Genomic DNA, 20,063 nt, shown 5'->3' on the forward strand with positions numbered 1-20,063 from the left:
AAAAACAGTAACTTAGCGAATTGTGTACAACTCGTGTTACTGGTCGGATTTCTGTTGTCACCCTCCCGATACAGCCTCAGGATCGCGCCGTCATCCTCTTGAGGTTTCCCCTAATGAAGTTCTCCTCGATTCTCTTGTTGTCCCTTGGCCTGGTCAGTGGCGCAGCCATGGCCGGTGGCACCACCGAAGCCGGTGTGGGCGGCGCATTGGGCGGGGTTTTAGGTTCGGTAGTCGGCCAGTCGATCGGCGGCAACACCGGCTCGACCATCGGCGCAGCCCTGGGCGGCGCAGGCGGCAGTGCGGTGGGTGCGGACAAACGCAGCCGTGGCGAAGCGGCCATTGGTGGCGCCTTGGGCGCGGCCGGCGGCAACGTAGTGGGCCGCAGTGTCGGCGGCAGCACCGGTGCTCTGATCGGCTCAGCGGCCGGCGGCGGTGCAGGTGGCGCGCTGGGCAACTACATGGGCAACAAGAGCGATGACGATGATCGTCGCTCCCGTGGGCGTGATAACCGTCGTTATGACCGCGATGATCACCCTGGCCGCGGGCATGCCTATGGCCATCGCAAGAACAAGCATCACTACCGTCACCGCTAAGGCCTGAGGGTGTAGGCGTTCGCGCCTACACCACCAACCGCTGCAACGCCTCGCGCAACATCCCCGGAATCGTCATCGGCTGGTTCGAACCCCGATCCACAAACACATGCACAAAGCGCCCCGCCGCACACGCTTCTTCTTCGCCTGCCTTGAACACCGCCAATTCGTACTGCACTGAACTGTTGCCCAGCTTGCCCACCCGCAGGCCGATTTCGATGCGCTCGGGAAAGGCGATCGACGCAAAATAATCACACGCCGAACTCACCACAAACCCCACCACTTCACCGTCATGAATATCCAGCCCACCTTGCTCGATCAGGTAGGTATTCACCGCCGTGTCGAAAAAGCTGTAGTAGGTCACGTTGTTCACATGGCCATACACATCATTGTCGTGCCAGCGCGTGATGATCGGTTGGAAGTGCGGGTAATCGCTGCGTTGAGGCACTGAGTCAGGCATCGGGTCATCTCGTTAAAGTGAGTTACAGGTCATTCAAATGGGCCTGGGCCCACTCGCGTACCTCGGCGTACGGATAATCTTCCAACGCAGCAAAGCCCGGAATGCCCCGCGCCTTCAACTTGGTGAATAACGGCACACTGATGCCGCCGAGGAAACGCGTCAGGCGTTCCGCTCCCGGCAAGTGGCCGGTGTGTTCATGATGCCTGTGGATAAAATCACCGCAAAGCCCCATGAAGTTTTTATCCACAAGCGGCGGCAAACCTGGCGGCGGTGGAAGGTGCGCCACGTTGCCGTGGCACACCGAGCAGTGCCCACAGCGCTGGGGCGCGTTCTCATCGCCGAAATACTGCGCCAGGCGTTGACCCAGGCAGTGTTCGGTGGCGAACAGATCGAGCATGGCGTGAATCCGTGCGACTTCGCCCACCTCATGCTGCTTGAAGCCTGTGTATAACTCTTTGCTCAATACATCAGGGTCAAACGCGGTATCAAGCAAGCTATAGACCTCCGTCATCTGCTTGCTCTCAAGCTCGATTAGGCCTTGCTCCTGGAAGTAATCCAGCGCCTTGACCACCCTGCTGCGTTCGGCATTGTGCTGTTGATAAAGCGCGTCAAAATCCACCGTCGCCCAGGTCTTGGCCCGCTTGCACACCTGGATGATCGCCGCGACGAACTGCTGCCGCTCACCAGAGAAGCGCGCGAGCAAAGCCTCAGGTTCGATCAGGTACTTGAAACGGTACTCTGCATAAAACGCATAGCGCGGCGCAATCACGCCCTTGAGCTCCAACTGCACCAGTAGCGTCTTCAACGGCAGCTCGCGGATGTTGCTGTGGTCCGACAAGGACCTGAGCAAAAACTCCCACTGCCCATCGCCTCGCGCGACCTGCAACTCTTCAAGCACCCGCCGAATGCCCTCCTGCTCCGGCGTATCGCCGTACACGAAGTTTTCCAGCACATTGAGGCTGTCGCGGTTGGCCAACACCAAGCAATCGGACGGTTGCCCATCACGCCCCGCGCGGCCGATTTCCTGGCTGTAGTTCTCGATGGACTTGGGCAGGTCGAAGTGCACCACATTGCGGATATCACTTTTGTCGATGCCCATGCCAAACGCGATGGTCGCGACGATGCAATTGGAGCGCCCGCCCATGAAACGCTGCTGGATACCGTCGCGTTTATCGTGAGGCAAACCGGCGTGATACGCCTCGGCCTGGATGCCGTTGCGGTTCAAATGATCGGCAATCTGCTCGGCGGTTTTCTGCAGGGTGACGTAGACGATACTCGGCTGATCGGCACGCTCGCTCATCCACTGCACCAACCGACGACGCTTGTCCGCGCCGCTGACCGGCTCCACCAACAGGTTGAGATTGGGCCGGTAGAAGCCCGTGGTGACCACATCGTCCGGCGCAATGGCGAACTTGGCCTGCATGTCGGCAATCACCTTGGGCGTCGCTGTAGCCGTCAACAGCAGCGCTTGTGGGATATTGAACTGACGCTGGTAGTCCGGCAGCTTCAAATAGTCCGGACGGAAGTTGTGGCCCCACTCGGAAATACAGTGCGCCTCGTCCACCACCAACAGCGAGATCCGCACGCCTTGCAGGAAGTTACGAAAGCGCTCGTTCTTCAGGCGCTCAACGGAAATCATCAGGATCTTCAACTCGCCCGAACGCGCGCGGGCCATCACCTCATTGGCGTCCTCGCGGCTCTGGGCCGAATCGATACTGCCCGCCGAAATGCCGTGGCGCTGCAGGAAACCCAACTGGTCCTGCATCAGCGCCAACAGCGGCGACACCACCAGCGTCAGGTGCGGCAGCAACACCGCCGACAATTGGTAGCACAGGGACTTGCCCGAACCCGTTGGGAAAATAGCCGCTGCCGAACGGCCGGCCAGTACGGTACTGACTGTCTCTTCCTGGCCCAGACGAAACTGTGGATAACCAAAAACCTGCTGGAGGGTGTCGTGCATAGGCTGTCACTCCGTTGACCGCTGAAGGAATCAAAAACATAGATCAGGGATCAAGAAAAGGTCGGGGATAAACGCTACAAACTGATACAGAGAAAACCAGCAAGCCCGCGCAAAAACGCAGACAGTAACACGCCAGATCACCTACCCCCGACAAGGAGTCGTGGATGTCTCGAAGCGCACTGTTTTCACCGCAACACCTCGCCATGTTCACGCTGCCGCTGTTGCTGCTTGGCTGTGTCGCCGCCCCCGCCCCAATGCCTACCGAACTGGACACACAGCGTTTTGAAACGCCCGAATACTTCGAGCAAAAAGCCCTGCCCATTGTGAAAGCGTCCTCCCTCTACGCGCGGGGCGGCACCGGCCAGGGCGTTAAAGTCGCGCTGATCGACTCAGGGCTCAACCAGGCACTACCTGAGTTTCATGGGCGCGTGGCCGATCCGGGCTATGACTTTGTGACACAACAGCCAGGCACCCTCGACATAAAGGGCCACGGCACCCAGATGGCCGGTATTCTCGCCGCCAACAAGAATGACCAGGGCATCCACGGCATCGCCTTCAACGCCCAGTTGATCCCCATGCGCTTTGGTGATGACAAGGAGCCGTTCTACTTCGACAGTGAAATCGCCCAGGCCTGGGAGCTCGCCTATACCAAAGGGGCACGCATTTTCAGTAACTCATGGGCGAACCCCATTGAAGCCAACACCAACGAGGTTCCCATCTACGAGCGCCTGATGGGTGACTCGTTGGGCGTGGCAAAAAAACGGGTGGCGGAAGGGGCCGTATTCGTTTTCTCAACGGGTAACGAGGTCAAGCGTGAGCCGCTCGCAGAACCCGGCCTGCCCGCGCTTGTGCCGGAACTGGAGAAAGGCTGGATAGCCGTCATGGCCCTCAAGAACGACGGCACGGCCATCAATCTCAAATCCAATTATTGCGGCCTCGCGGCACGCTGGTGCATCGCGGTGCCAGGAGGCGATGGTGGTGCTGGGTTGTTGACCACCAACAAGGATGGCAGCTACGGACCCACCGCCGGCACATCGCCGGCCGCTGCGTTGGTCAGTGGCGCCTTGGCGGCATTGCAGAGTCGCTTTCCCGAAATGACACCGCAACAAGTGCGTGAGCGCCTGCTCAGTACGGCGAATCGAACCGGAATCTATGCCAACAGCGAAGCCTATGGACGGGGATTGATGGACCTCGACGCAGCCTCGCGACTGTAGCTATCCCCCCAAACAAACAACGCGCCACTGGGGCGCGTTGTCGGTAAACGTGTTGGCTATCGATCAGCGGTTCTGCACCCGCTCAATCGCCGTGTCGTACACCGGGTTGGCCTTTTGCTCCTTGGCCAACTGGTAGTGACGCAACGCATCGGCAAACTGCCCCGCCGCTTCATAGATCCGCGCAATGTTGTAATAGGCGCCAGCACGCACCGTCGCAGCATTCGCACCGGTTGCCAGGGCGATGGCCTTGCGATTGGCCCAGATCGACTCGGCCGTGTTGCCAGCCTTCTGATACGCCAAGCCCAGGTTGCCGTAGGCCTTGCCGAAACCATTGTCCAACTCGATCGCCTGACGGAACAGGTCGATGGCCTGGTCGAGGTTACCCGCCTGGTAGGCCGCTTCACCTTGGACGTTCAGACGTTTCGCATCGGTTTGTGCGGAAGAGCTGACCGCAACAGCGGTCACGGCCACGCTGTCATCCAGCAGCGGTTTGACTTCGTTCAGCACATTCGCGGCATTCACAGTCACGCCGCTGAAGGTGTTGATGTCCTGGAAGTCGCCGCTGCCAGTCATGCGGAACACGGTCCACAGGTTACCGCTGCGGTTTTTCGGCACGTAGTAGGTGCGTACCAGGGATTGGCCCATGTACACGAACACCTTGGCTTCGCTGTTGGACAGTTGGCGCGAGCTTGGATTGCCGCCGTTGGTGAAGTCATGCACGGCATACACGTAGCTTTCGCCGTAGTGCTTTTTCTGCAGAGTGATGGTTTCCGGGCCGTAACTGTCGACGTCGTCCACATCCAGTTCGGCGTCGGTGCCGGTCTTGTTCTCGAAGTAGATGTTGTTGCCAGGGAAGATCATGTGGGAGTCGAGGTCTTCCGGAGTCTTGCCCCAGGTCAGCACCACGCGCAGCCCGTCGAGGTTTTCCATGACGGGGCTGATGGCGTAGGTCATGCCTTTGCACGGGCACTTCACCACCAGGTTGGAGTAGCCGGGTTTCTTGATAATCAACAGGCTGGTGGCGTCGTCGGCAGCTTCGCTGGTCAGCGTGACCTGGCCCTGGGCGTTGGTGCGGCCCACCACGTTTTGTGCGCCGTTGCGCTGCAGCAGCACTTCGGCGTCGGCGATTTTCTGGTCCTTGACCACCGCACTGAGCACTTCAATCGGCAATTGCTCGGCCTGGACCGAAAACGCCACCGCACACAAAGACATCGCCGAGGCGACACGCAGCAAACCCATGCTTAACTCCCTTTAAGTAGTGGACGGAATCGCCCTACAAGATTTTGCGGTGAAACATACGCTGAAATCCGGCCGCTGGCGGAATTTTTGTACAAAATGTGACGTGGTTTTTATCACGCCTACCCACTGAAGCATTGCGCTACAATCAAGCCTTGCTACCCAGGAGTACGCTGCCATGAGCGAACCGACGTTTGAGCAAAAACAGGATCACTACCACAAGATCCGCCGTTCCAATTACCTGGCCAGCCTGCGCCTGGAAGGGTTCGACACCCAGCCCGCCGACGTCGACAAACCTCTGCCGACCCGCGAAGCCGTCCTCGCCAAGTACCGCAACACCCCACGCTGATGCTCGACAAATACGGGGTGGGCCAGGATCCGTACTGCTATCCCGGTAGCAGCGTGCTGCGCAACCGCCTCGATTTGCACGACGAAGCCCGCTTGCACCAGGCCGAGCGGGAATTATCTGAAATCGCCGTAGGCAACCTCCCCCTCTTCCCGCCACCCTACGACCTCGACTGCTTGCAACACATCCACCGCACCCTGTTCAGCGACCTCTACGACTGGGCTGGCGAATTGCGCAGCGTCAATATCCAGAAAGGCGACACCCTGTTCTGCACCCCGGAACGCATCCCGCCGGAAGCGGCAAAGATCATCCGGCGTATGCAAGCGTCCAACTGGTATGTCGGTGTGAGTCAGGCTGAGCTGATCACGCAGATTGCCGAGGCCTACGGCGACCTCAACGTCATCCACCCCTTCCGCGAAGGCAACGGCCGGGCGCAACGGATCTTGTTCGAGCAGATCATTGTCAACGCCGGGTTTTCGGTGAATTGGTGGCTGGTGAAACACGCGGCGTGGATACCGGCAAATATTGATGCAGTGGCGTGTGATTACCGGGGGCTGGAGGCGATTTTTGCGCGGTGTGTGAGTCGGCCTGTCGGCAACTGATCACACGCCAGCTCGACCCACACCACTCACCTGTTTTGCTGTTAAGTCACTGGAAGCCGCAAATCCCGGAAAGCCCTGTAAGAAACCTCCATACGCCTCGACATCCCCTTCCGAAACTACTTGAAACTCCTGCCCGCCCCTCTACAAAACCCACCTTTCTCTGACCGAAACTAGCACCCTTTCAACAGATCCCGGCAAACACCTTTGAACATCGAAAGGACTCAACATATCGGCCATGGATCTACAGCTCCGGAGTGGCCAAGACGATGAGCGAATACACCCAGTGGATCTATCTGCTCCTCCTCCTCGCACTGGCCACCATAATCGACAGGATAATAAAGTTGCCAGTACTCAGAAGATGGGTTGGACTCTGCCTCTTGGTAACCGGCCCAGTACTTCTGTTCTATGCCACCTCATGGATCAGAGGGGCACAGCTTGAAAGTTTGCCGATAGTTGTCTTTGTGACAGGCATCGGGTTGTTGAGCACCCAGAATATCTATTGCAAAGTAAAAGCCAATCACCCACTCCTGCGTGCCCCCACCATGAACCTCGCCCCCAACTTCCCCGAAGACCCCGTCATGCAGCAACTCCTGCAACTGCTGCACGAGGAAATCGGCCTGCCAAGACACAAGACGATCCGCCTGCAAACCTCTATCAACTTCGACCTCGGCTGCGACGGCAGTGAGGCCAAGCAACTGATGGAAGCACTGGAGCAGGAATTTGCGCTCGACCTGGGCGACTTCGACACTTATCGTTACTTCAATCCGCCGACGTTCGATGTGTTTCTCAAACGCCGCGCCAAGGGCCGCGGCGAAAAAGTGCCGCTGACCCTGGGCATGCTCTACCTGGCCATCAAGACCCACAACTGGGACACGCAGACACTGGAAAACCTGAGCTAACTGTAGGAGCCGGATTGCCGGCGATGGCGGTCCTGAGGGCCTCATCGCCGGCGAGCCGGGCTCCTACAGGAAATTGAACCTTCGAGAAGGACCTTACATGGACGTAATGATGGGCCTGCTGGCCGCCCTGCTCTGGGGTGGTACGGATTTTCTCGTGGGCCTCAACGCCCGAGCCGTGGGCGTTAAACGCGCGGTGTATTTTGGCCAAGCCCTCGGCTTCCTGATCATGACCCTGCTGTTGGTCATCCTCCCAAGCTTGCTGTTCAAATCCCTCGACGCCCCGCTGAGCGTCTGGCTCCTGGGCGTCGCCGCCGCCCTGCTCACCGTCTCCGGCGCCCTTGCGCTGTCCAAGGCCTTCGCCCTTGGCAAAGCCGCCATCGTCGCGCCGCTGGTGACGTCCTACGGCGTGGTGACCACACTGCTGTCCTGGGCCAGCGGCGAGCACATCAGCCTGACGCAGCTGGGCTGCATCGCCGTGTGCGTGATCGGCGTGATCCTCTCCAGCATCCATAAGGACAACGGCGTCCCCCACAACAATCCACGCCGGTCCATCGCCTACGCCATGCTCGCCGCCTTGCTGTATGGCACCAGTTTCTGGCTGCAAGGCCGCTACACACTGCCCGCGCTGGGCCCGATCACCATGCTCTGGCTCGGTTACCTGGTGGGGCTGTGCGTATTGGTGGTGATGGTGCTGAAAATCAAGGACGGCCTGAAAATCCCACCGCTGAAAAACTGCGCGGCGCTGACCGGTGCGAGCTTGATGAACCTGGGTGGGTTCTCGGCGTTTTCCTGGGGGGCGATGGCGGGGTCGGTGTCGGTGGTGACGGTGATCAGTACGTTGTCAGGCGGTATTGCGGCGATTTTGGGGTTTGTGTTTTTCAAGGAGCGGTTGTCGGTGGTGCAGGTAGTGGGCGTCGTGCTGGTACTGGTCGGCGCGGTGGTTCTGCACATCGCCGACTAAGCGTTCGCGCACAAAAAAGCCGCCTGCAAGAGGCGGCTTTTTCACAACGCTCGAATCTTACAACTTAGGACCCGCAGCCTTGATCGCATCGCTCACTTCAAACTTCTTGAAGTTCTCGATGAACAGACCCGCCAGTGCCTTCGCCGCTTCGTCGTAGGCAGCCTTGTCAGCCCAGGTGTTACGTGGGTTCAACAGGCCGGTTTCAACGCCCGGTACGGCCAGTGGCACGTCGAGGTTGATCGTGTCGAGGTGTTCGGTTTCTGCACCGATCAACGCGCCGCTCTGGATCGCTGCGATCACGCCGCGAGTGGTCGGGATGTTGAAGCGGTTGCCGACGCCGTAGCCGCCGCCGGTCCAGCCGGTGTTGACCAGGTAGACCTTGGAGCCGAAGCCGCGGATGCGCTTGATCAGCAGCTCAGCGTATTCGCCAGCCGGGCGCGGGAAGAACGGTGCGCCGAAGCAGGTGGAGAAGGTCGACTTGATGCCGCCCCCTGAACCCATTTCGGTCGAGCCCACCAGTGCGGTGTAACCGGACAGGAAGTGGTAGGCCGCTTGTTCTTCGCTGAGGATCGACACAGGCGGCAGTACGCCGGTCAGGTCGCAGGTCAGGAAGATCACCGCGTTTGGCTCGCCGCCCAGGTTCTTCTCGGAACGCTTGGCAACGTGCTCCAGCGGGTAGGCGGCGCGGCTGTTCTGGGTCAGGCTGACGTTGGTGTAGTCGGCGTGCTTGGCCTCGTCGATCACCACGTTTTCCAGCACGGCGCCGTGCTTGATGGCTTTCCAGATGACCGGCTCGTTCTTCTCGGACAGGTCGATGCACTTGGCATAGCAACCGCCTTCGATGTTGAACACCACGCCTTCACCCCAGCCGTGTTCGTCGTCACCGATCAGGTAACGGCTTTCGTCGGCGGACAGGGTGGTTTTACCGGTGCCCGACAGACCGAAGAACAGGGTCACGTCGCCTGCTTCGCCGATGTTGGCAGCGCAGTGCATCGGCAGCACGTCGGAAGCCGGCAGCAGGAAGTTCTGCACCGAGAACATGGCTTTCTTCATCTCACCGGCGTAACGCATGCCGGCGATCAGCACTTTCTTCTGGGCGAAGTTGAGGATCACGCAACCGTCGGAGTTGGTGCCATCACGTTCTGGCACGCACTCGAAGTTGGCCACGTTGAGCACTTGCCATTCTTCACGACCGGCCGGGTTGTACTGGGCCGGGTTGATGAACAGGCAACGACCGAACAGGTTCTGCCAGGCAGTCTGGGTGGTCATTTTCACGGCCAGGTAGTGGTCTTCAGCCGCCCCTACGTGGACGTGGGAAACGAAATGCTCTTGCGCGTTGTTGAATGCCTCGACGCGAGCCCACAGGGCATCGAACTTGTCGGCAGGGAACTTGCGGTTGATCGGGCCCCAGGCGATGGAAGCCTGGGTGGAAGGCTCTTCAACGATGAAACGGTCGACCGGCGAACGGCCAGTACGGTGACCGGTTTCGACGACCAGCGCGCCAGTATCGGCGAGCACGCCTTCACCACGCTGCAGGGCTTCTTTAACCAGATCGTCAACACTCAGATCGGTGTATACGGCGTTGTTGGCTTGCGTCATGAGGTTCCCCGTCGGCCTATGGCCGAGTGCTCCAAACGTTTTGTAGTAGAAAGTTGCGCACTACTACCGCGAAAAAAGTGGGCCGGATTATGCCAGAAAAGCCCAAAAAGAGTAGGGCCCTCCCGTCAGAACTGCGCTAATCCGGCGTTTGTCAGGTGATTTACCTGTGCTTAAACGTTTTAGTGGCGGGTGTCGGAAGGGGTGTCGATACCTGCGCCGGCGAACAATTGGGCAACATCAGCCGCGTCGAACAGGTAGCGCTCGTTGCAGAACTGGCAGTCGATCTCGATATGGCCGCCGTGCTCCACCACCAGGTTTTGCGCATCTTCCAGGCCGAGGCTGACCAAGGCATTGGCCGAACGCTCGCGCGAGCAGCTGCAATTGAAGTGCAGGCCTTGTGCGTCAAACAGTCGCACGGCTTCTTCGTGGTACAGGCGATGCAGGATGGTTTCGTTGTCCAGGCCCAGTTGCTCTTCAGCGGTGAGGGTGCCGGCCAGCGCCGTCAGCTTGCGCCAGCTGTCGGTGCGCTCGTCTTCGTCCTTGATGCGATCTGGTGGCAATTGCTGCAACAGCATCCCGCGTGCGCGTTTGCCGTCGGCGTTGAGCCAGAACTTGGTGCCGACCTGCTGGGACATCACAAAATAGTTGGTGAAGCAGTCCGACAGGGTTTCGCCGTCCAGGTCGACGATACCTTGGTAGCGCTGGCCCTCAGTCGGATCGACGGTGATCGCCAGCACGCCGTTGGCCATCAGGTCGGACAACGTGGCGTCCGGGGCAATCTGGTCGGCTTCATAACGGGCCAAACCACGGATTTCGCGCTCGCTGGAGCATTCGATCATCAGCATCGGCACCGGCCCTTCGGAGCGTGCCTGCAGGATCAACAACCCGTCGAATTTCATGGTGCCCACCAGGAGCGCCGCCGCCGCCATCAGCTCCCCGAGCAGTTGCGCGACCGGCTCCGGATAGGGGTGCTTGGCAAGGACTTCGGCATAGCTGCGCTCCAACGAGACCAGCTCGCCGCGGGCGTCGCTCTCGTCAAAGATGAAGCGTTGGGTGAAGTCGGTATCCGGTAGATCAGTCATAGGTCTGGGTATCTGAATTGATGACAAATTGATTACAAGGTTTATAGAATTAAACGCTTTAGCACCGTTTTGGTGCGGTTTTCTAGAGCCGTGAGGGACAGTTTATGAACAATCCGGGTTTGTTCCAAGCCAAGTGGAACCTCGGGCGATGGGCCTTCTGCAATCTACTGGCTATCGGGCTGCTGTGTTTCTGGCTGTGGCCCACGGGCCAGATGCTGTGTGTGCTTTTCGACGAGTGGCTGTTTCATCTGCTCAATGACCCGCTGGCCAGCAACTCGACCTGGCTGCACGTATGGGCGGTAGCCAGTCTGCGGCCGTTCGATGCGGTGGTCGGGGTCATCCTGCTGGCGCTGTTGATTCGCGGCGACTGGGTGTTCAAGGCCGTGCAGGTGCGCCAGGCACTGTTCGGTTTTGTCGGCATTCTGCTGCTGTTGCTGTTTATCCGCATGCTGTTTTCCAAATTCGCGGCGCACATGGGCTGGCAACACAGCAGCCCATCGATGGTGATCAGCGGAGCGATCCAGATGAGCGACTACTTCCCGGGGCTGGAGAAGACCTGGGAATTGAAGGATCGCTCGAGCCAGAGTTTTCCAGGGGATCACGCATCGGTGCTGTTGATCTGGGGGATGTTCATGACGGTGTTCGCCAAGCGCATCGGCCAGTTGCTCGTGATCTGGGGCCTGGCGCTGCTGTTCATGATGCCGCGCCTGGTGGCCGGTGCGCATTGGGGGCAGGACGACTACATCGGCGGTGTGTTGTTGGCGCTGTTGGCGCTGGGGTGGGGGTATTACACGCCGTTCGCAGCGAAGGTGTCGGCTGGGTTGCTGCGGCTCACGGCGCCGGTGTTCGGGCTGGCTGCACGCCTACCAATCGTCGGGCGAATGAGCGTCGTTAGAACTGCGCAATAATTTGTGGTGAGCGAGCTTGCTCGCGCTAGGCTGCGGAGCGGCCTCAAAAAAGCGGGAGCGCTGCGCACTCCAGCGCGGGGCAAGCCCGCTCACCATAAAGGCCCATTCGACTCAGGCTAGTCGTCATTGCCGCTGTCGCGAAACTTGAACAGATCGCGGCGCTGTTTCTTGCTCGGCTTGCCATCGGTGGTCATACCGGTGGCGCCCGCCTTGCGCATGGCCGCCGCGTTTTCGCGCTTGGCGATACTGGCCTCGGTCTCTGTGTACAACGCCTGTGCTTCAGGCGCACCACGGCGCACGATGGAAAGCGCCTGAACCACGACCGTCTTTTCATCAAATCCAACACGAATCTGGAACTCGTCGCCGACACGCGGTTCCTTGCCCGGCTTGCAGCGTTCGCCACGATGATGCACCTTGCCGCTCTCGATAGCGGCCTTCGCCAGGGCACGGGTTTTATAGAAACGCGCCGCCCATAGCCACTTGTCCAGACGGACCTTTTCTTCCTCTTCCTGCTTTTGAGCCACTTGAATTCCTCGCTCTGAAAAATGTCGCAACTTTACCGTTGAAACCCTTCGACGCATAAACCCCAAGGCTCACCTAAGATACGCCAGGTAGCACCCTGTTTTCGCGAGGATATGCTGTGACCGAATTCCCCCTTTCACTCACCTCGCCCAACCAGCGCTGCGTGGGTTGCCAGCAAAGCGAGCCCCTCGGGTTCGATTTTGCATTCGCTTACCAGCCTATCGTAGACCTGCGGGATCATTCGATCTTTGCCCACGAGGCCCTGGTGCGTGGCCCCTACGGCGAAGGGGCTCTGTCGGTGCTCGACCAGGTCAACGAAAGCAACCGCTACCGCTTCGACCAACGCTGTCGAACCCAGGCAATTGCCGGGGCAGCGGCCCTTGGCATGCAAACCCACCTTTCGATCAACTTCATGCCCAACGCCGTGTACCGTCCGGAACTGTGCATCCGTAGCACCCTGGAGGCGGCTCGCGCGCATAATTTTCCGTTGAACCAGCTGATTTTCGAGACCCTCGAAAGCGAGCACGTAGATAACTATCGCCATTTGACGAATATTCTGCGTGAATACCGCGAATTCGGCTTCAAGACCGCCATCGACGATTTCGGCGCGGGCTATTCGGGGCTGAACCTGCTGGCCGATTTCCAACCTGACTTGATCAAACTCGACATGGCGCTGATTCGCGATGTCGATCAGGATCGTGTTCGTCAGGTCATCGTTCAGGGGATTGTCACAATCTGTGAGCAGTTGGGGGTTACTGTCATCGCCGAAGGCATCGAAAGTGCCGGCGAGCGTGACTTCCTGTCCGACTGCGGAATTTTTCTGATGCAGGGCTATTGGTTCGCCAAGCCTGCATTCAAGGCCCTGGCCGAGGTTTCCCCTCAGGCCTGGGCGAATTGATCGGTTACCCATATTGAAGACATTTGACCATTTGACCGTTGTGGGTCTGCGTGAGTGGGTGGCACTTCCCGACTTGGGAGTGGCAGGCCTGCGCGCAAAGATCGACACCGGTGCCAGCACCTCAAGCCTGCACGCTACCGATATCGAGCCGTTTGAGCGCGACGGTGAGAAGTGGGTGCGTTTTACCGCGCACCTGGGCAGCGTTGTGCAACTGCGTCACCGCCGCTGCGAAGCGCCCCTGGTGACGATGAAAACCATCAAGAGCTCCAACGGGCATGCGCAGGTGCGCTATGTCATCAGCACCACCCTGGCGCTGGGTGATCGGGTATGGCGGGTGGAGTTCACCCTGGCCTGCCGCAAAGCCATGCGTTACCGGCTGTTGCTGGGTTCCAAAGCCTTGATTGACGGCCAACTGGTGGTCAACCCCGGCATCAAGTACGTTCAAGACAAGCCGGTGTTTCCGGTCTCTACTCTTTCTGTCCCAGGTGCTGCATGAAGATTGCTGTGCTGTCGCGAAACCCGCGTCTGTATTCCACCCGCCGCCTGGTTGAGGCCGGCACCGAACGTGGCCACGAAATGGTGGTGATCGACACGTTGCGGGCCTATATGAACATTGCCAGCCACAAGCCGCAGATCCACTACCGGGGCAAGCCGCTGGAGGGGTTTGATGCGGTGATCCCACGCATCGGCGCTTCGGTGACGTTCTATGGCTGCGCAGTGTTGCGCCAGTTTGAAATGATGGGGGTGTTCCCCCTCAATGAGTCGGTCGCCATTGCCCGTTCACGGGACAAGTTGCGCTCGCTGCAGTTGCTGTCGCGCCGGGGTATCGGCCTGCCAGTGACGGGCTTTGCCCACTCTCCCGACGACATCCCCGACCTGATCGACATGGTCAACGGCGCACCGCTGGTGATCAAGGTGCTGGAAGGCACCCAAGGTATCGGCGTGGTGCTGTGTGAAACCGCGACAGCGGCCGAATCCGTGATCGAGGCGTTCATGGGCCTCAAGCAGAACATCATGGTGCAGGAATACATCAAGGAAGCCGGCGGCGCGGATATCCGCTGCTTCGTGGTGGGCGACAAGGTGATTGCAGCGATGAAGCGCCAGGCGAAGCCAGGGGAGTTCCGCTCCAACCTGCACCGTGGCGGCAGCGCCAGCCTGATCAAGATCACCCCGGAAGAACGCATGACCGCACTGCGGGCCGCCAAGGTGATGGGGTTGAGTGTGGCGGGTGTGGATATCCTGCGCTCCAATCACGGGCCGCTGGTGATGGAGGTGAATTCGTCACCGGGCTTGGAAGGCATTGAAACCACCACGGGCAAGGACGTGGCGGGGATCATCATTCAGCATCTGGAGAAGAATGGTGGGCCGAATATGACCAGGACCAAGGGCAAGGGCTGACACCACCGTAATACCTGAAGGAGCCGGCTTGCCGGCTCCTACACAAGGTCAGACCGCGTCGCGGGGCAACATCAGCCCAAGCGGCAAACGCACGCGCGCCTCCAGGCCACCTTCTTCGCGGTTGCGTAGCTCAACGTTGCCCCCATGCATCGAGGCTATACGCCGCACAATCGCCAACCCCAGGCCTGTCCCCTTGCCACCTCGGGCACGGTCGCCACGGGTAAAGGGGTTGAAGATGCCTTCCAGCTCATCCGGGTCGATGCCCGCGCCACGGTCCATCACGCTCAGCACCACATACGGCGCAGCGCTGTCGCCAGACACATACGCCGCCACTTCCACATCGGAACCGGCGTGGTGCAGGGCGTTGCCGATCAGGTTGTTCAACAGGCGCTTCATCGATACCCGACGCAACGCAAACGGCTGGATCGGCTCCAGGCGCATGCGCACCTGTTCACCGTTCTGGTTATAGGGCGCCACCACCTCTCGCACCAGGTCGGTCAGGTCGACTTCTTCCACCACTTCATCGCGGCCATCGCGGATAAACGCCAGGAACTGGTCGAGAATCGCGTCCATGTCTTCGATGTCGCGGACCATGTCGTCAGTGAGGTCGGTACGGTTGCCCATCAACTCCAGCGACAAACGCAGTCGCGTCAACGGGGTACGCAAGTCGTGGGACACCCCCGCCAGCATCAGCTCGCGCTCGCGGCCGGCCTGTTCGACGTCTTCAGCCATCTGGTTGAACGCGCCGTACACCTCGGTCATCTCACTGGGCGTGTCGCTGACCGGCAGGCGAACGCTGCGCCCCTGGCCCAATTGACGGGCGGCAAACACAAGGCGTTTTAGAGGCTGATTAAGCTGGCGCACGAAAATCCACGCCGACGCCGTTGAAAGCAAACCGATCGCCAGGAACCAGCCCAACACGTTCCAGATCTTCTGCCCCCGCAGCGGATGCGGGTACAGCGGCACTTTCAGCCAATCCTCGCCCAGGCTTGGCGCACGCACCCACAACGCAGGCGACACGTGCATGCGCAGCCGCACCTCAGTGTCTTCACCCAGTTCGGCCTGCATCTGGCGCTGGTAGATCTCACTGTAGGGCCAATGCTGCTCGCCCTCCGGCACACCTGCACCGGCGACGCGCACCAGGGTCGCGGCCTTGGCGATCTTCTCGCGGTTCTCTGGGTCTGCCGCCCAATAGGCGCGCAGCGTCAGGGCGACACCGTGGCTGTATTGCCGGTCCACCAGCACGTCCTCGTTCATCAACAGATAAACCAGCGTGAGTGCCTTGGAAAACAGAACGACGATCAGCACCAGCCAAAGGGTGCGGGAGAAGAAACTTTGGGGGAACCACAGCGGGGTTTTCATAGAAGACTGCTAGATACCTTGCAGAAACGAGCGGCGCTCGCAGAATTGCAGACGCCGGACACCCCGCCGACTCTTATGGAGTCAAACGCCAGGATGCCCGCCCCTGCAAATCACCGATCAACTGGTTTTATTGCCGTCCGGCACAAACACATAACCCACGCCCCACACCGTCTGGATATACCGCGGCTTGGACGGGTCCGGCTCGATCATCCGACGCAGACGGGAGATCTGCACGTCGATGGAGCGCTCCAGCGCATCCCATTCCCGGCCACGGGCCAGGTTCATCAGCTTGTCGCGGGTCAGCGGCTGGCGAGCGTTCATCACCAGAGCCTTGAGCACGGCGAATTCACCGGTAGTGAGCATGTGTACTTCATCGCCACGCTTGAGCTCACGGGTCGCCAGCGACAGTTCGTAGTCGCCAAAGGTGACACTCTCGTCTTCGCTACCTGGGGCACCTGGAACCGGCGGTGCCTGGCGACGCAGTACGGCTTTGACCCGAGCCATCAGTTCGTCAGGGTTGAACGGCTTGGCCAGGTAGTCATCGGCGCCCAGTTCAAGGCCCTTGATGCGGCTCAGCTCATCGCCCTTGGCGGTGAGCATGATGATTGGAATCTGGTTGTTTGCGCCGCGCAGGCGTTTGCAGGCGGTCAGGCCGTCTTCGCCGGGCAGCATCAGGTCGAGTACGACCAGGTTGAACACCTCACGCCCCAACAGGCGGTCCATCTGCTCGGTGTTCGGCACCGCGCGGGCACGGTAGCCCTTGGAGTTGAAAAAACGCTCCAGCAGGCTACTCAGCCCCGGATCGTCATCAACGATGAGAATTTTTTCGCCTTCAGCAGTTTGTGCAGTGCTGCTCATTAGATGCTCCTCTTATCTCGGCGCGCATTATGGCCTAGCTGCCGTTATACGCACCGTGTGCATTGTTAGCAGATTTTTCCTCTACTGCCAGCGAACCCGCGCCGTACAACCGTTGGCGCAATCCCCCCCTAGGGCAGAACGCTGGTTATAATGCGGCGCCGTCGTGCAGGGCAACGTCCGATCGTTACCGTTTGATGCCGAGGCTTTTTTTACCCGCTTGTGTGATTTTTTCGATTTCGAGGGTCAATAGGCTGCCTCTTGACCCAGGCAGCGGCGCCAGTCGGGCCGCTCAACCAGCCTCCCAGGGCCTTGTTTTCCGGGCCTGCGAGCTGCTTTTCAGAATTTCAGGTGGTTTTATGGACAGCATCAACAGCCGCATCGCCGAGGAACTCGGTGTACGCCCACAACAGGTCGAAGCGGCCGTCGCTCTACTGGATGAAGGCTCCACAGTGCCTTTCATCGCCCGTTACCGTAAAGAAGTGACCGGCAGCCTCGACGACACCCAGTTGCGTCACCTGGAAGAGCGTCTGCGCTACCTGCGAGAACTCGACGAACGGCGCATCAGCATCCTCGCCAGCATCGAGGAACAGGGCAAGCTGACCCCACAGCTTGAGCGCGACATCAAGCTCGCCGACACCAAGACCCGCCTCGAAGACCTCTACCTGCCGTACAAGCAGAAGCGCCGCACCAAGGGCCAGATCGCCCTGGAAGCCGGCCTGGGCGAGCTGGCCGACGCCCTCTTCAACGACCCATCGCTGACTCCGGACACCGAAGCCGCCCGCTTCATCGATGCCGAAAAAGGCGTTGCCGACGTCAAGGCCGCCCTCGAAGGCGCCAAGTACATCCTCATGGAGCGCTTCGCCGAAGACGCCAGCCTGCTGGAAAAACTGCGTACTTACCTGAAGCAGGAAGCGATTCTCAGTGCCCGCGTCATCGCCGGCAAAGAGGAGGAAGGCGCCAAGTTCCGCGATTACTTCGAACACGACGAACCGCTGAAAAGCATGCCGTCCCACCGTGCGCTCGCCATTTTCCGTGGTCGCAACGAAGGCATTCTCAGCTCTGCGCTGAAGGTCGGCGACGAGTTGCCGGGCACCATGCACCCCTGCGAAGGCATGATCGGTCAACAATTCGGCATCCAGAATCAGAACCGTCCTGCGGACAAGTGGCTTGGTGAGGTGGTGCGCTGGACCTGGAAGGTCAAGCTCTACACCCACCTGGAAACCGACCTGCTCGGCGAGCTGCGCGACGGCGCCGAGACCGAGGCGATCAACGTGTTCGCCCACAACCTGCACGACCTGCTGCTGGCCGCCCCGGCCGGCCCGCGCGCCACTCTGGGCCTTGACCCGGGCCTGCGCACTGGCTGCAAGGTGGCCGTGGTCGACTCCACCGGCAAGCTGTTGGACCACGCCACGGTGTATCCGCATGTGCCGCACAACAAATGGGACCAGACCCTCGCGATCCTGGCCGCCCTGTGCGCCAAGCACGCGGTGGACCTGATCGCCATCGGCAACGGCACCGCCAGCCGTGAAACCGACAAGCTGGCCGCCGAACTGATCAAAAAGTATCCCGCCATGAAGATGACTAAGGTCATGGTCTCCGAGGCCGGCGCTTCGGTGTACTCGGCGTCGGAACTGGCTTCCAAGGAATTCCCGGACCTCGACGTGTCGATCCGTGGCGCGGTGTCCATCGCCCGTCGCCTGCAGGATCCACTGGCCGAACTGGTGAAGATCGACCCTAAATCCATCGGCGTCGGCCAGTACCAGCACGATGTGTCGCAGCTGAAACTGGCGCGCGGCCTGGACGCGGTGGTTGAAGACTGCGTAAACGCCGTGGGCGTGGACGTGAATACCGCCTCTGTTGCATTGCTGGCACGTATTTCCGGCCTCAACGCCACCCTGGCACAGAATATCGTGACCCACCGTGACGAAAACGGCGCGTTCAAAACCCGTGCAGCGCTGAAAAAGGTCGCACGCCTGGGCGAGAAAACCTTCGAACAAGCCGCCGGCTTCCTACGCGTAATGAACGGCGACAATCCTCTGGACTCCTCCGCAGTCCACCCGGAAGCCTACCCGTTGGTGCAACGCATCGCCGCCGAGACCGACCGCGATATCCGCTCGCTGATCGGCGACGCCGCGTTCCTCAAGCGCCTGGATCCAAAGAAGTACACCGACGAAACCTTCGGTGTTCCGACCATCACCGACATTCTGCAAGAGTTGGAAAAACCGGGCCGCGACCCGCGTCCCGAGTTCAAGACTGCCGAGTTCCAGGACGGCGTCGAAGACCTCAAGGATCTGGAGCTGGGTATGATCCTCGAAGGCGTGGTCACCAACGTGACCAACTTCGGCGCCTTTGTGGACATCGGCGTGCATCAGGACGGTTTGGTGCATATCTCCGCGCTTTCGGAGAAATTCATCAAGGACCCGCGTGAAGCGGTGAAAGCCGGTGACGTGGTCAAGGTCAAGGTCATGGAAGTCGACATCCCGCGCAAACGCGTTGGCCTGTCGATGCGCATGAGCGACACCCCCGGCGAGAAAATCGACGGTGCCCGTGGCGCGCGTCCGGGCTCGGCGCCGCGCCAGTCGCAGAACAACGCACCGCGCAAGGAAACCGCCACCGCAGCGCCAAGCAACAACGCCATGGCCTCGCTGTTCGCCAACGCCAAACAGTTGAAGAAACGCTGATGGAAATCCCGGCCGGTTTGACCCAGAGCGCGTTCAGCGAACTGATCGGCTGCCGCCTGCAACGCCTTGAAGAGGGCGTTGCCGAGGTGGCCCTGACCCTGGAGCCGCAACTGCGCAATCGCGCGGGTAAGCTCCATGGCGGGGCGATTTTCAGCCTGGTGGACATTACGATGGGGCTGGCGTGTTCCAGCTCCCATGGTTTCGACCAGCAGAGCGCGACCATCGAGTGCAAGATCAACTATATCCGCGCCGTGTCTGACGGTGACGTGCTGTGCACCAGCCGGGTGATTCATGCCGGTCGCCGCACGTTGGTGGTCGAGGCAGACGTGTATCAAGACGAAAGACTTGTCGCAAAAGCGCAGGGCACCTTCGCTGTCCTATAGCTCCCCACCCCCGATTTGAGTTAATTTCGGCGCTGCAATCACGGCGTCGGAATTTTCTCGCTGCGCTGTAGCCAAATTCATGGAGTGAAGTCGGCATTTTCAGA

The 20,063-nt window shown here is 60.0% G+C and carries 20 protein-coding genes; 12 read left to right on the plus strand and 8 right to left on the minus strand.

Annotated features, from left to right (window positions below):
* The first annotated feature begins 113 nt into the window (after positions 1–113).
* A complete protein-coding gene (locus WH299_RS10475) occupies positions 114–593 on the plus strand; it encodes a glycine zipper domain-containing protein (protein ID WP_028615314.1) in 480 nt (159 codons plus the stop codon).
* Between the two features lie 25 nt (positions 594–618).
* Here the strand turns inward: WH299_RS10475 and WH299_RS10480 are convergent, their stop codons facing one another.
* Positions 619–1,050, minus strand: a complete 432-nt coding sequence (locus WH299_RS10480; protein WP_028615313.1) for an acyl-CoA thioesterase — start codon at positions 1,048–1,050, stop codon at positions 619–621.
* Positions 1,051–1,072: 22 nt separating this feature from the next.
* Entirely contained in the window at positions 1,073–3,010 is a 1,938-nt protein-coding gene (locus WH299_RS10485) for a RecQ family ATP-dependent DNA helicase (RefSeq protein ID WP_339550229.1), read from the minus strand.
* A 203-nt stretch (positions 3,011–3,213) separates the two neighbouring features.
* On the opposite strand from WH299_RS10485, the gene WH299_RS10490 reads away from it, so the two are divergent.
* On the plus strand, positions 3,214–4,224 hold the full coding sequence (locus WH299_RS10490; protein ID WP_445262704.1) for a S8 family peptidase: 1,011 nt from the start codon (positions 3,214–3,216) through the stop codon (positions 4,222–4,224).
* Between the two features lie 63 nt (positions 4,225–4,287).
* Here WH299_RS10490 and WH299_RS10495 read toward each other — a convergent pair whose 3' ends face one another.
* Positions 4,288–5,463: a tetratricopeptide repeat protein gene (locus WH299_RS10495; RefSeq protein WP_028615311.1), complete on the minus strand. Its 1,176-nt coding sequence runs from the start codon at positions 5,461–5,463 to the stop codon at positions 4,288–4,290.
* A 175-nt stretch (positions 5,464–5,638) separates the two neighbouring features.
* Here WH299_RS10495 and WH299_RS10500 point away from each other — a divergent pair, with 175 nt between their 5' ends.
* From WH299_RS10500 to WH299_RS10515, 4 genes are all read left to right on the plus strand, one after another.
* A complete protein-coding gene (locus WH299_RS10500) occupies positions 5,639–5,809 on the plus strand; it encodes a YhfG family protein (protein WP_016979054.1) in 171 nt (56 codons plus the stop codon).
* Positions 5,809–6,408 carry a putative adenosine monophosphate-protein transferase Fic gene (locus WH299_RS10505; protein ID WP_339550231.1) on the plus strand — a complete coding sequence of 200 codons (600 nt, stop codon included), beginning with the start codon at positions 5,809–5,811 and terminating at the stop codon, positions 6,406–6,408. Before WH299_RS10500 ends, WH299_RS10505 begins: the two co-directional genes overlap by 1 nt.
* Positions 6,409–6,950: 542 nt before the next feature.
* Positions 6,951–7,307: a DUF1493 family protein gene (locus tag WH299_RS10510; protein WP_122730733.1), complete on the plus strand. Its 357-nt coding sequence runs from the start codon at positions 6,951–6,953 to the stop codon at positions 7,305–7,307.
* Between the two features lie 97 nt (positions 7,308–7,404).
* The gene (locus tag WH299_RS10515) at positions 7,405–8,268 is read left to right on the plus strand and encodes a DMT family transporter (protein ID WP_339550232.1); all 864 of its coding nucleotides are present in this window, start codon (positions 7,405–7,407) and stop codon (positions 8,266–8,268) included.
* Positions 8,269–8,325: 57 nt separating this feature from the next.
* Here WH299_RS10515 and WH299_RS10520 read toward each other — a convergent pair whose 3' ends face one another.
* Complete coding sequence (locus WH299_RS10520; RefSeq protein ID WP_016979047.1) at positions 8,326–9,867, minus strand: phosphoenolpyruvate carboxykinase; 1,542 nt, start codon at positions 9,865–9,867, stop codon at positions 8,326–8,328.
* Positions 9,868–10,046: 179 nt separating this feature from the next.
* Entirely contained in the window at positions 10,047–10,949 is a 903-nt protein-coding gene (gene hslO, locus WH299_RS10525; protein ID WP_016979046.1) for an Hsp33 family molecular chaperone HslO, read from the minus strand.
* Between the two features lie 104 nt (positions 10,950–11,053).
* Here hslO and WH299_RS10530 point away from each other — a divergent pair, with 104 nt between their 5' ends.
* Positions 11,054–11,857, plus strand: a complete 804-nt coding sequence (locus WH299_RS10530) for a phosphatase PAP2 family protein (RefSeq protein WP_122730324.1) — start codon at positions 11,054–11,056, stop codon at positions 11,855–11,857.
* A 116-nt stretch (positions 11,858–11,973) separates the two neighbouring features.
* Here WH299_RS10530 and WH299_RS10535 read toward each other — a convergent pair whose 3' ends face one another.
* On the minus strand, positions 11,974–12,381 hold the full coding sequence (locus tag WH299_RS10535; protein ID WP_339550234.1) for an RNA-binding S4 domain-containing protein: 408 nt from the start codon (positions 12,379–12,381) through the stop codon (positions 11,974–11,976).
* 116 nt (positions 12,382–12,497) lie between these two features.
* On the opposite strand from WH299_RS10535, the gene rimA reads away from it, so the two are divergent.
* From rimA to rimK, 3 genes are read left to right on the plus strand one after another with little or no spacing between them, the layout of a single operon-like run.
* Positions 12,498–13,277: a S6 modification regulatory phosphodiesterase RimA gene (rimA, locus tag WH299_RS10540; protein ID WP_339550235.1), complete on the plus strand. Its 780-nt coding sequence runs from the start codon at positions 12,498–12,500 to the stop codon at positions 13,275–13,277.
* A 13-nt stretch (positions 13,278–13,290) separates the two neighbouring features.
* Positions 13,291–13,773, plus strand: coding sequence for a retropepsin-like aspartic endopeptidase RimB (gene rimB / locus WH299_RS10545; RefSeq protein ID WP_016979043.1), 483 nt, complete (start codon positions 13,291–13,293; stop codon positions 13,771–13,773).
* Positions 13,770–14,675 (plus strand): 30S ribosomal protein S6--L-glutamate ligase, encoded by a 906-nt coding sequence (rimK, locus tag WH299_RS10550; protein WP_010214091.1) that lies wholly within the window; start codon positions 13,770–13,772, stop codon positions 14,673–14,675. The genes rimB and rimK overlap by 4 nt, the downstream gene beginning before the upstream one ends.
* Before the next feature lie 48 nt (positions 14,676–14,723).
* Here the strand turns inward: rimK and WH299_RS10555 are convergent, their stop codons facing one another.
* A complete protein-coding gene (locus tag WH299_RS10555) occupies positions 14,724–16,037 on the minus strand; it encodes an ATP-binding protein (RefSeq protein ID WP_339496624.1) in 1,314 nt (437 codons plus the stop codon).
* A 117-nt stretch (positions 16,038–16,154) separates the two neighbouring features.
* Positions 16,155–16,895 carry an osmolarity response regulator transcription factor OmpR gene (gene ompR / locus WH299_RS10560; protein ID WP_016979041.1) on the minus strand — a complete coding sequence of 247 codons (741 nt, stop codon included), beginning with the start codon at positions 16,893–16,895 and terminating at the stop codon, positions 16,155–16,157.
* 356 nt (positions 16,896–17,251) lie between these two features.
* On the opposite strand from ompR, the gene WH299_RS10565 reads away from it, so the two are divergent.
* A complete protein-coding gene (locus WH299_RS10565) occupies positions 17,252–19,576 on the plus strand; it encodes a Tex family protein (protein WP_323623255.1) in 2,325 nt (774 codons plus the stop codon).
* Positions 19,576–19,959: a PaaI family thioesterase gene (locus tag WH299_RS10570; RefSeq protein ID WP_016979039.1), complete on the plus strand. Its 384-nt coding sequence runs from the start codon at positions 19,576–19,578 to the stop codon at positions 19,957–19,959. The genes WH299_RS10565 and WH299_RS10570 overlap by 1 nt, the downstream gene beginning before the upstream one ends.
* Positions 19,960–20,063 lie beyond the last annotated feature (104 nt).

It is taken from the genome of Pseudomonas sp. MYb541, assembly GCF_037479595.1.
GTDB classification, from domain to species: Bacteria; Pseudomonadota; Gammaproteobacteria; order Pseudomonadales; family Pseudomonadaceae; genus Aquipseudomonas; species Aquipseudomonas canadensis.

Excerpts from the sequence above, each read along its gene's own strand:
- WH299_RS10485 (WP_339550229.1), bottom strand. The coding sequence starts at position 3,010 with ATGCACGACACCCTCCAGCAGGTTTTTGGTTATCCACAGTTTCGTCTG.
- WH299_RS10570 (WP_016979039.1), top strand. The coding sequence starts at position 19,576 with ATGGAAATCCCGGCCGGTTTGACCCAGAGCGCGTTCAGCGAACTGATC.
- rimK (WP_010214091.1), top strand. The coding sequence starts at position 13,770 with ATGAAGATTGCTGTGCTGTCGCGAAACCCGCGTCTGTATTCCACCCGC.
- WH299_RS10490 (WP_445262704.1), top strand. The coding sequence starts at position 3,214 with ATGTTCACGCTGCCGCTGTTGCTGCTTGGCTGTGTCGCCGCCCCCGCC.
- WH299_RS10520 (WP_016979047.1), bottom strand. The coding sequence starts at position 9,867 with ATGACGCAAGCCAACAACGCCGTATACACCGATCTGAGTGTTGACGAT.
- WH299_RS10495 (WP_028615311.1), bottom strand. The coding sequence starts at position 5,463 with ATGGGTTTGCTGCGTGTCGCCTCGGCGATGTCTTTGTGTGCGGTGGCG.
- hslO (WP_016979046.1), bottom strand. The coding sequence starts at position 10,949 with ATGACTGATCTACCGGATACCGACTTCACCCAACGCTTCATCTTTGAC.
- WH299_RS10475 (WP_028615314.1), top strand. The coding sequence starts at position 114 with ATGAAGTTCTCCTCGATTCTCTTGTTGTCCCTTGGCCTGGTCAGTGGC.
- WH299_RS10505 (WP_339550231.1), top strand. The coding sequence starts at position 5,809 with ATGCTCGACAAATACGGGGTGGGCCAGGATCCGTACTGCTATCCCGGT.
- WH299_RS10480 (WP_028615313.1), bottom strand. The coding sequence starts at position 1,050 with ATGCCTGACTCAGTGCCTCAACGCAGCGATTACCCGCACTTCCAACCG.
- WH299_RS10555 (WP_339496624.1), bottom strand. The coding sequence starts at position 16,037 with ATGAAAACCCCGCTGTGGTTCCCCCAAAGTTTCTTCTCCCGCACCCTT.
- ompR (WP_016979041.1), bottom strand. The coding sequence starts at position 16,895 with ATGAGCAGCACTGCACAAACTGCTGAAGGCGAAAAAATTCTCATCGTT.
- WH299_RS10500 (WP_016979054.1), top strand. The coding sequence starts at position 5,639 with ATGAGCGAACCGACGTTTGAGCAAAAACAGGATCACTACCACAAGATC.
- WH299_RS10510 (WP_122730733.1), top strand. The coding sequence starts at position 6,951 with ATGAACCTCGCCCCCAACTTCCCCGAAGACCCCGTCATGCAGCAACTC.
- WH299_RS10515 (WP_339550232.1), top strand. The coding sequence starts at position 7,405 with ATGGACGTAATGATGGGCCTGCTGGCCGCCCTGCTCTGGGGTGGTACG.
- WH299_RS10530 (WP_122730324.1), top strand. The coding sequence starts at position 11,054 with ATGAACAATCCGGGTTTGTTCCAAGCCAAGTGGAACCTCGGGCGATGG.
- WH299_RS10565 (WP_323623255.1), top strand. The coding sequence starts at position 17,252 with ATGGACAGCATCAACAGCCGCATCGCCGAGGAACTCGGTGTACGCCCA.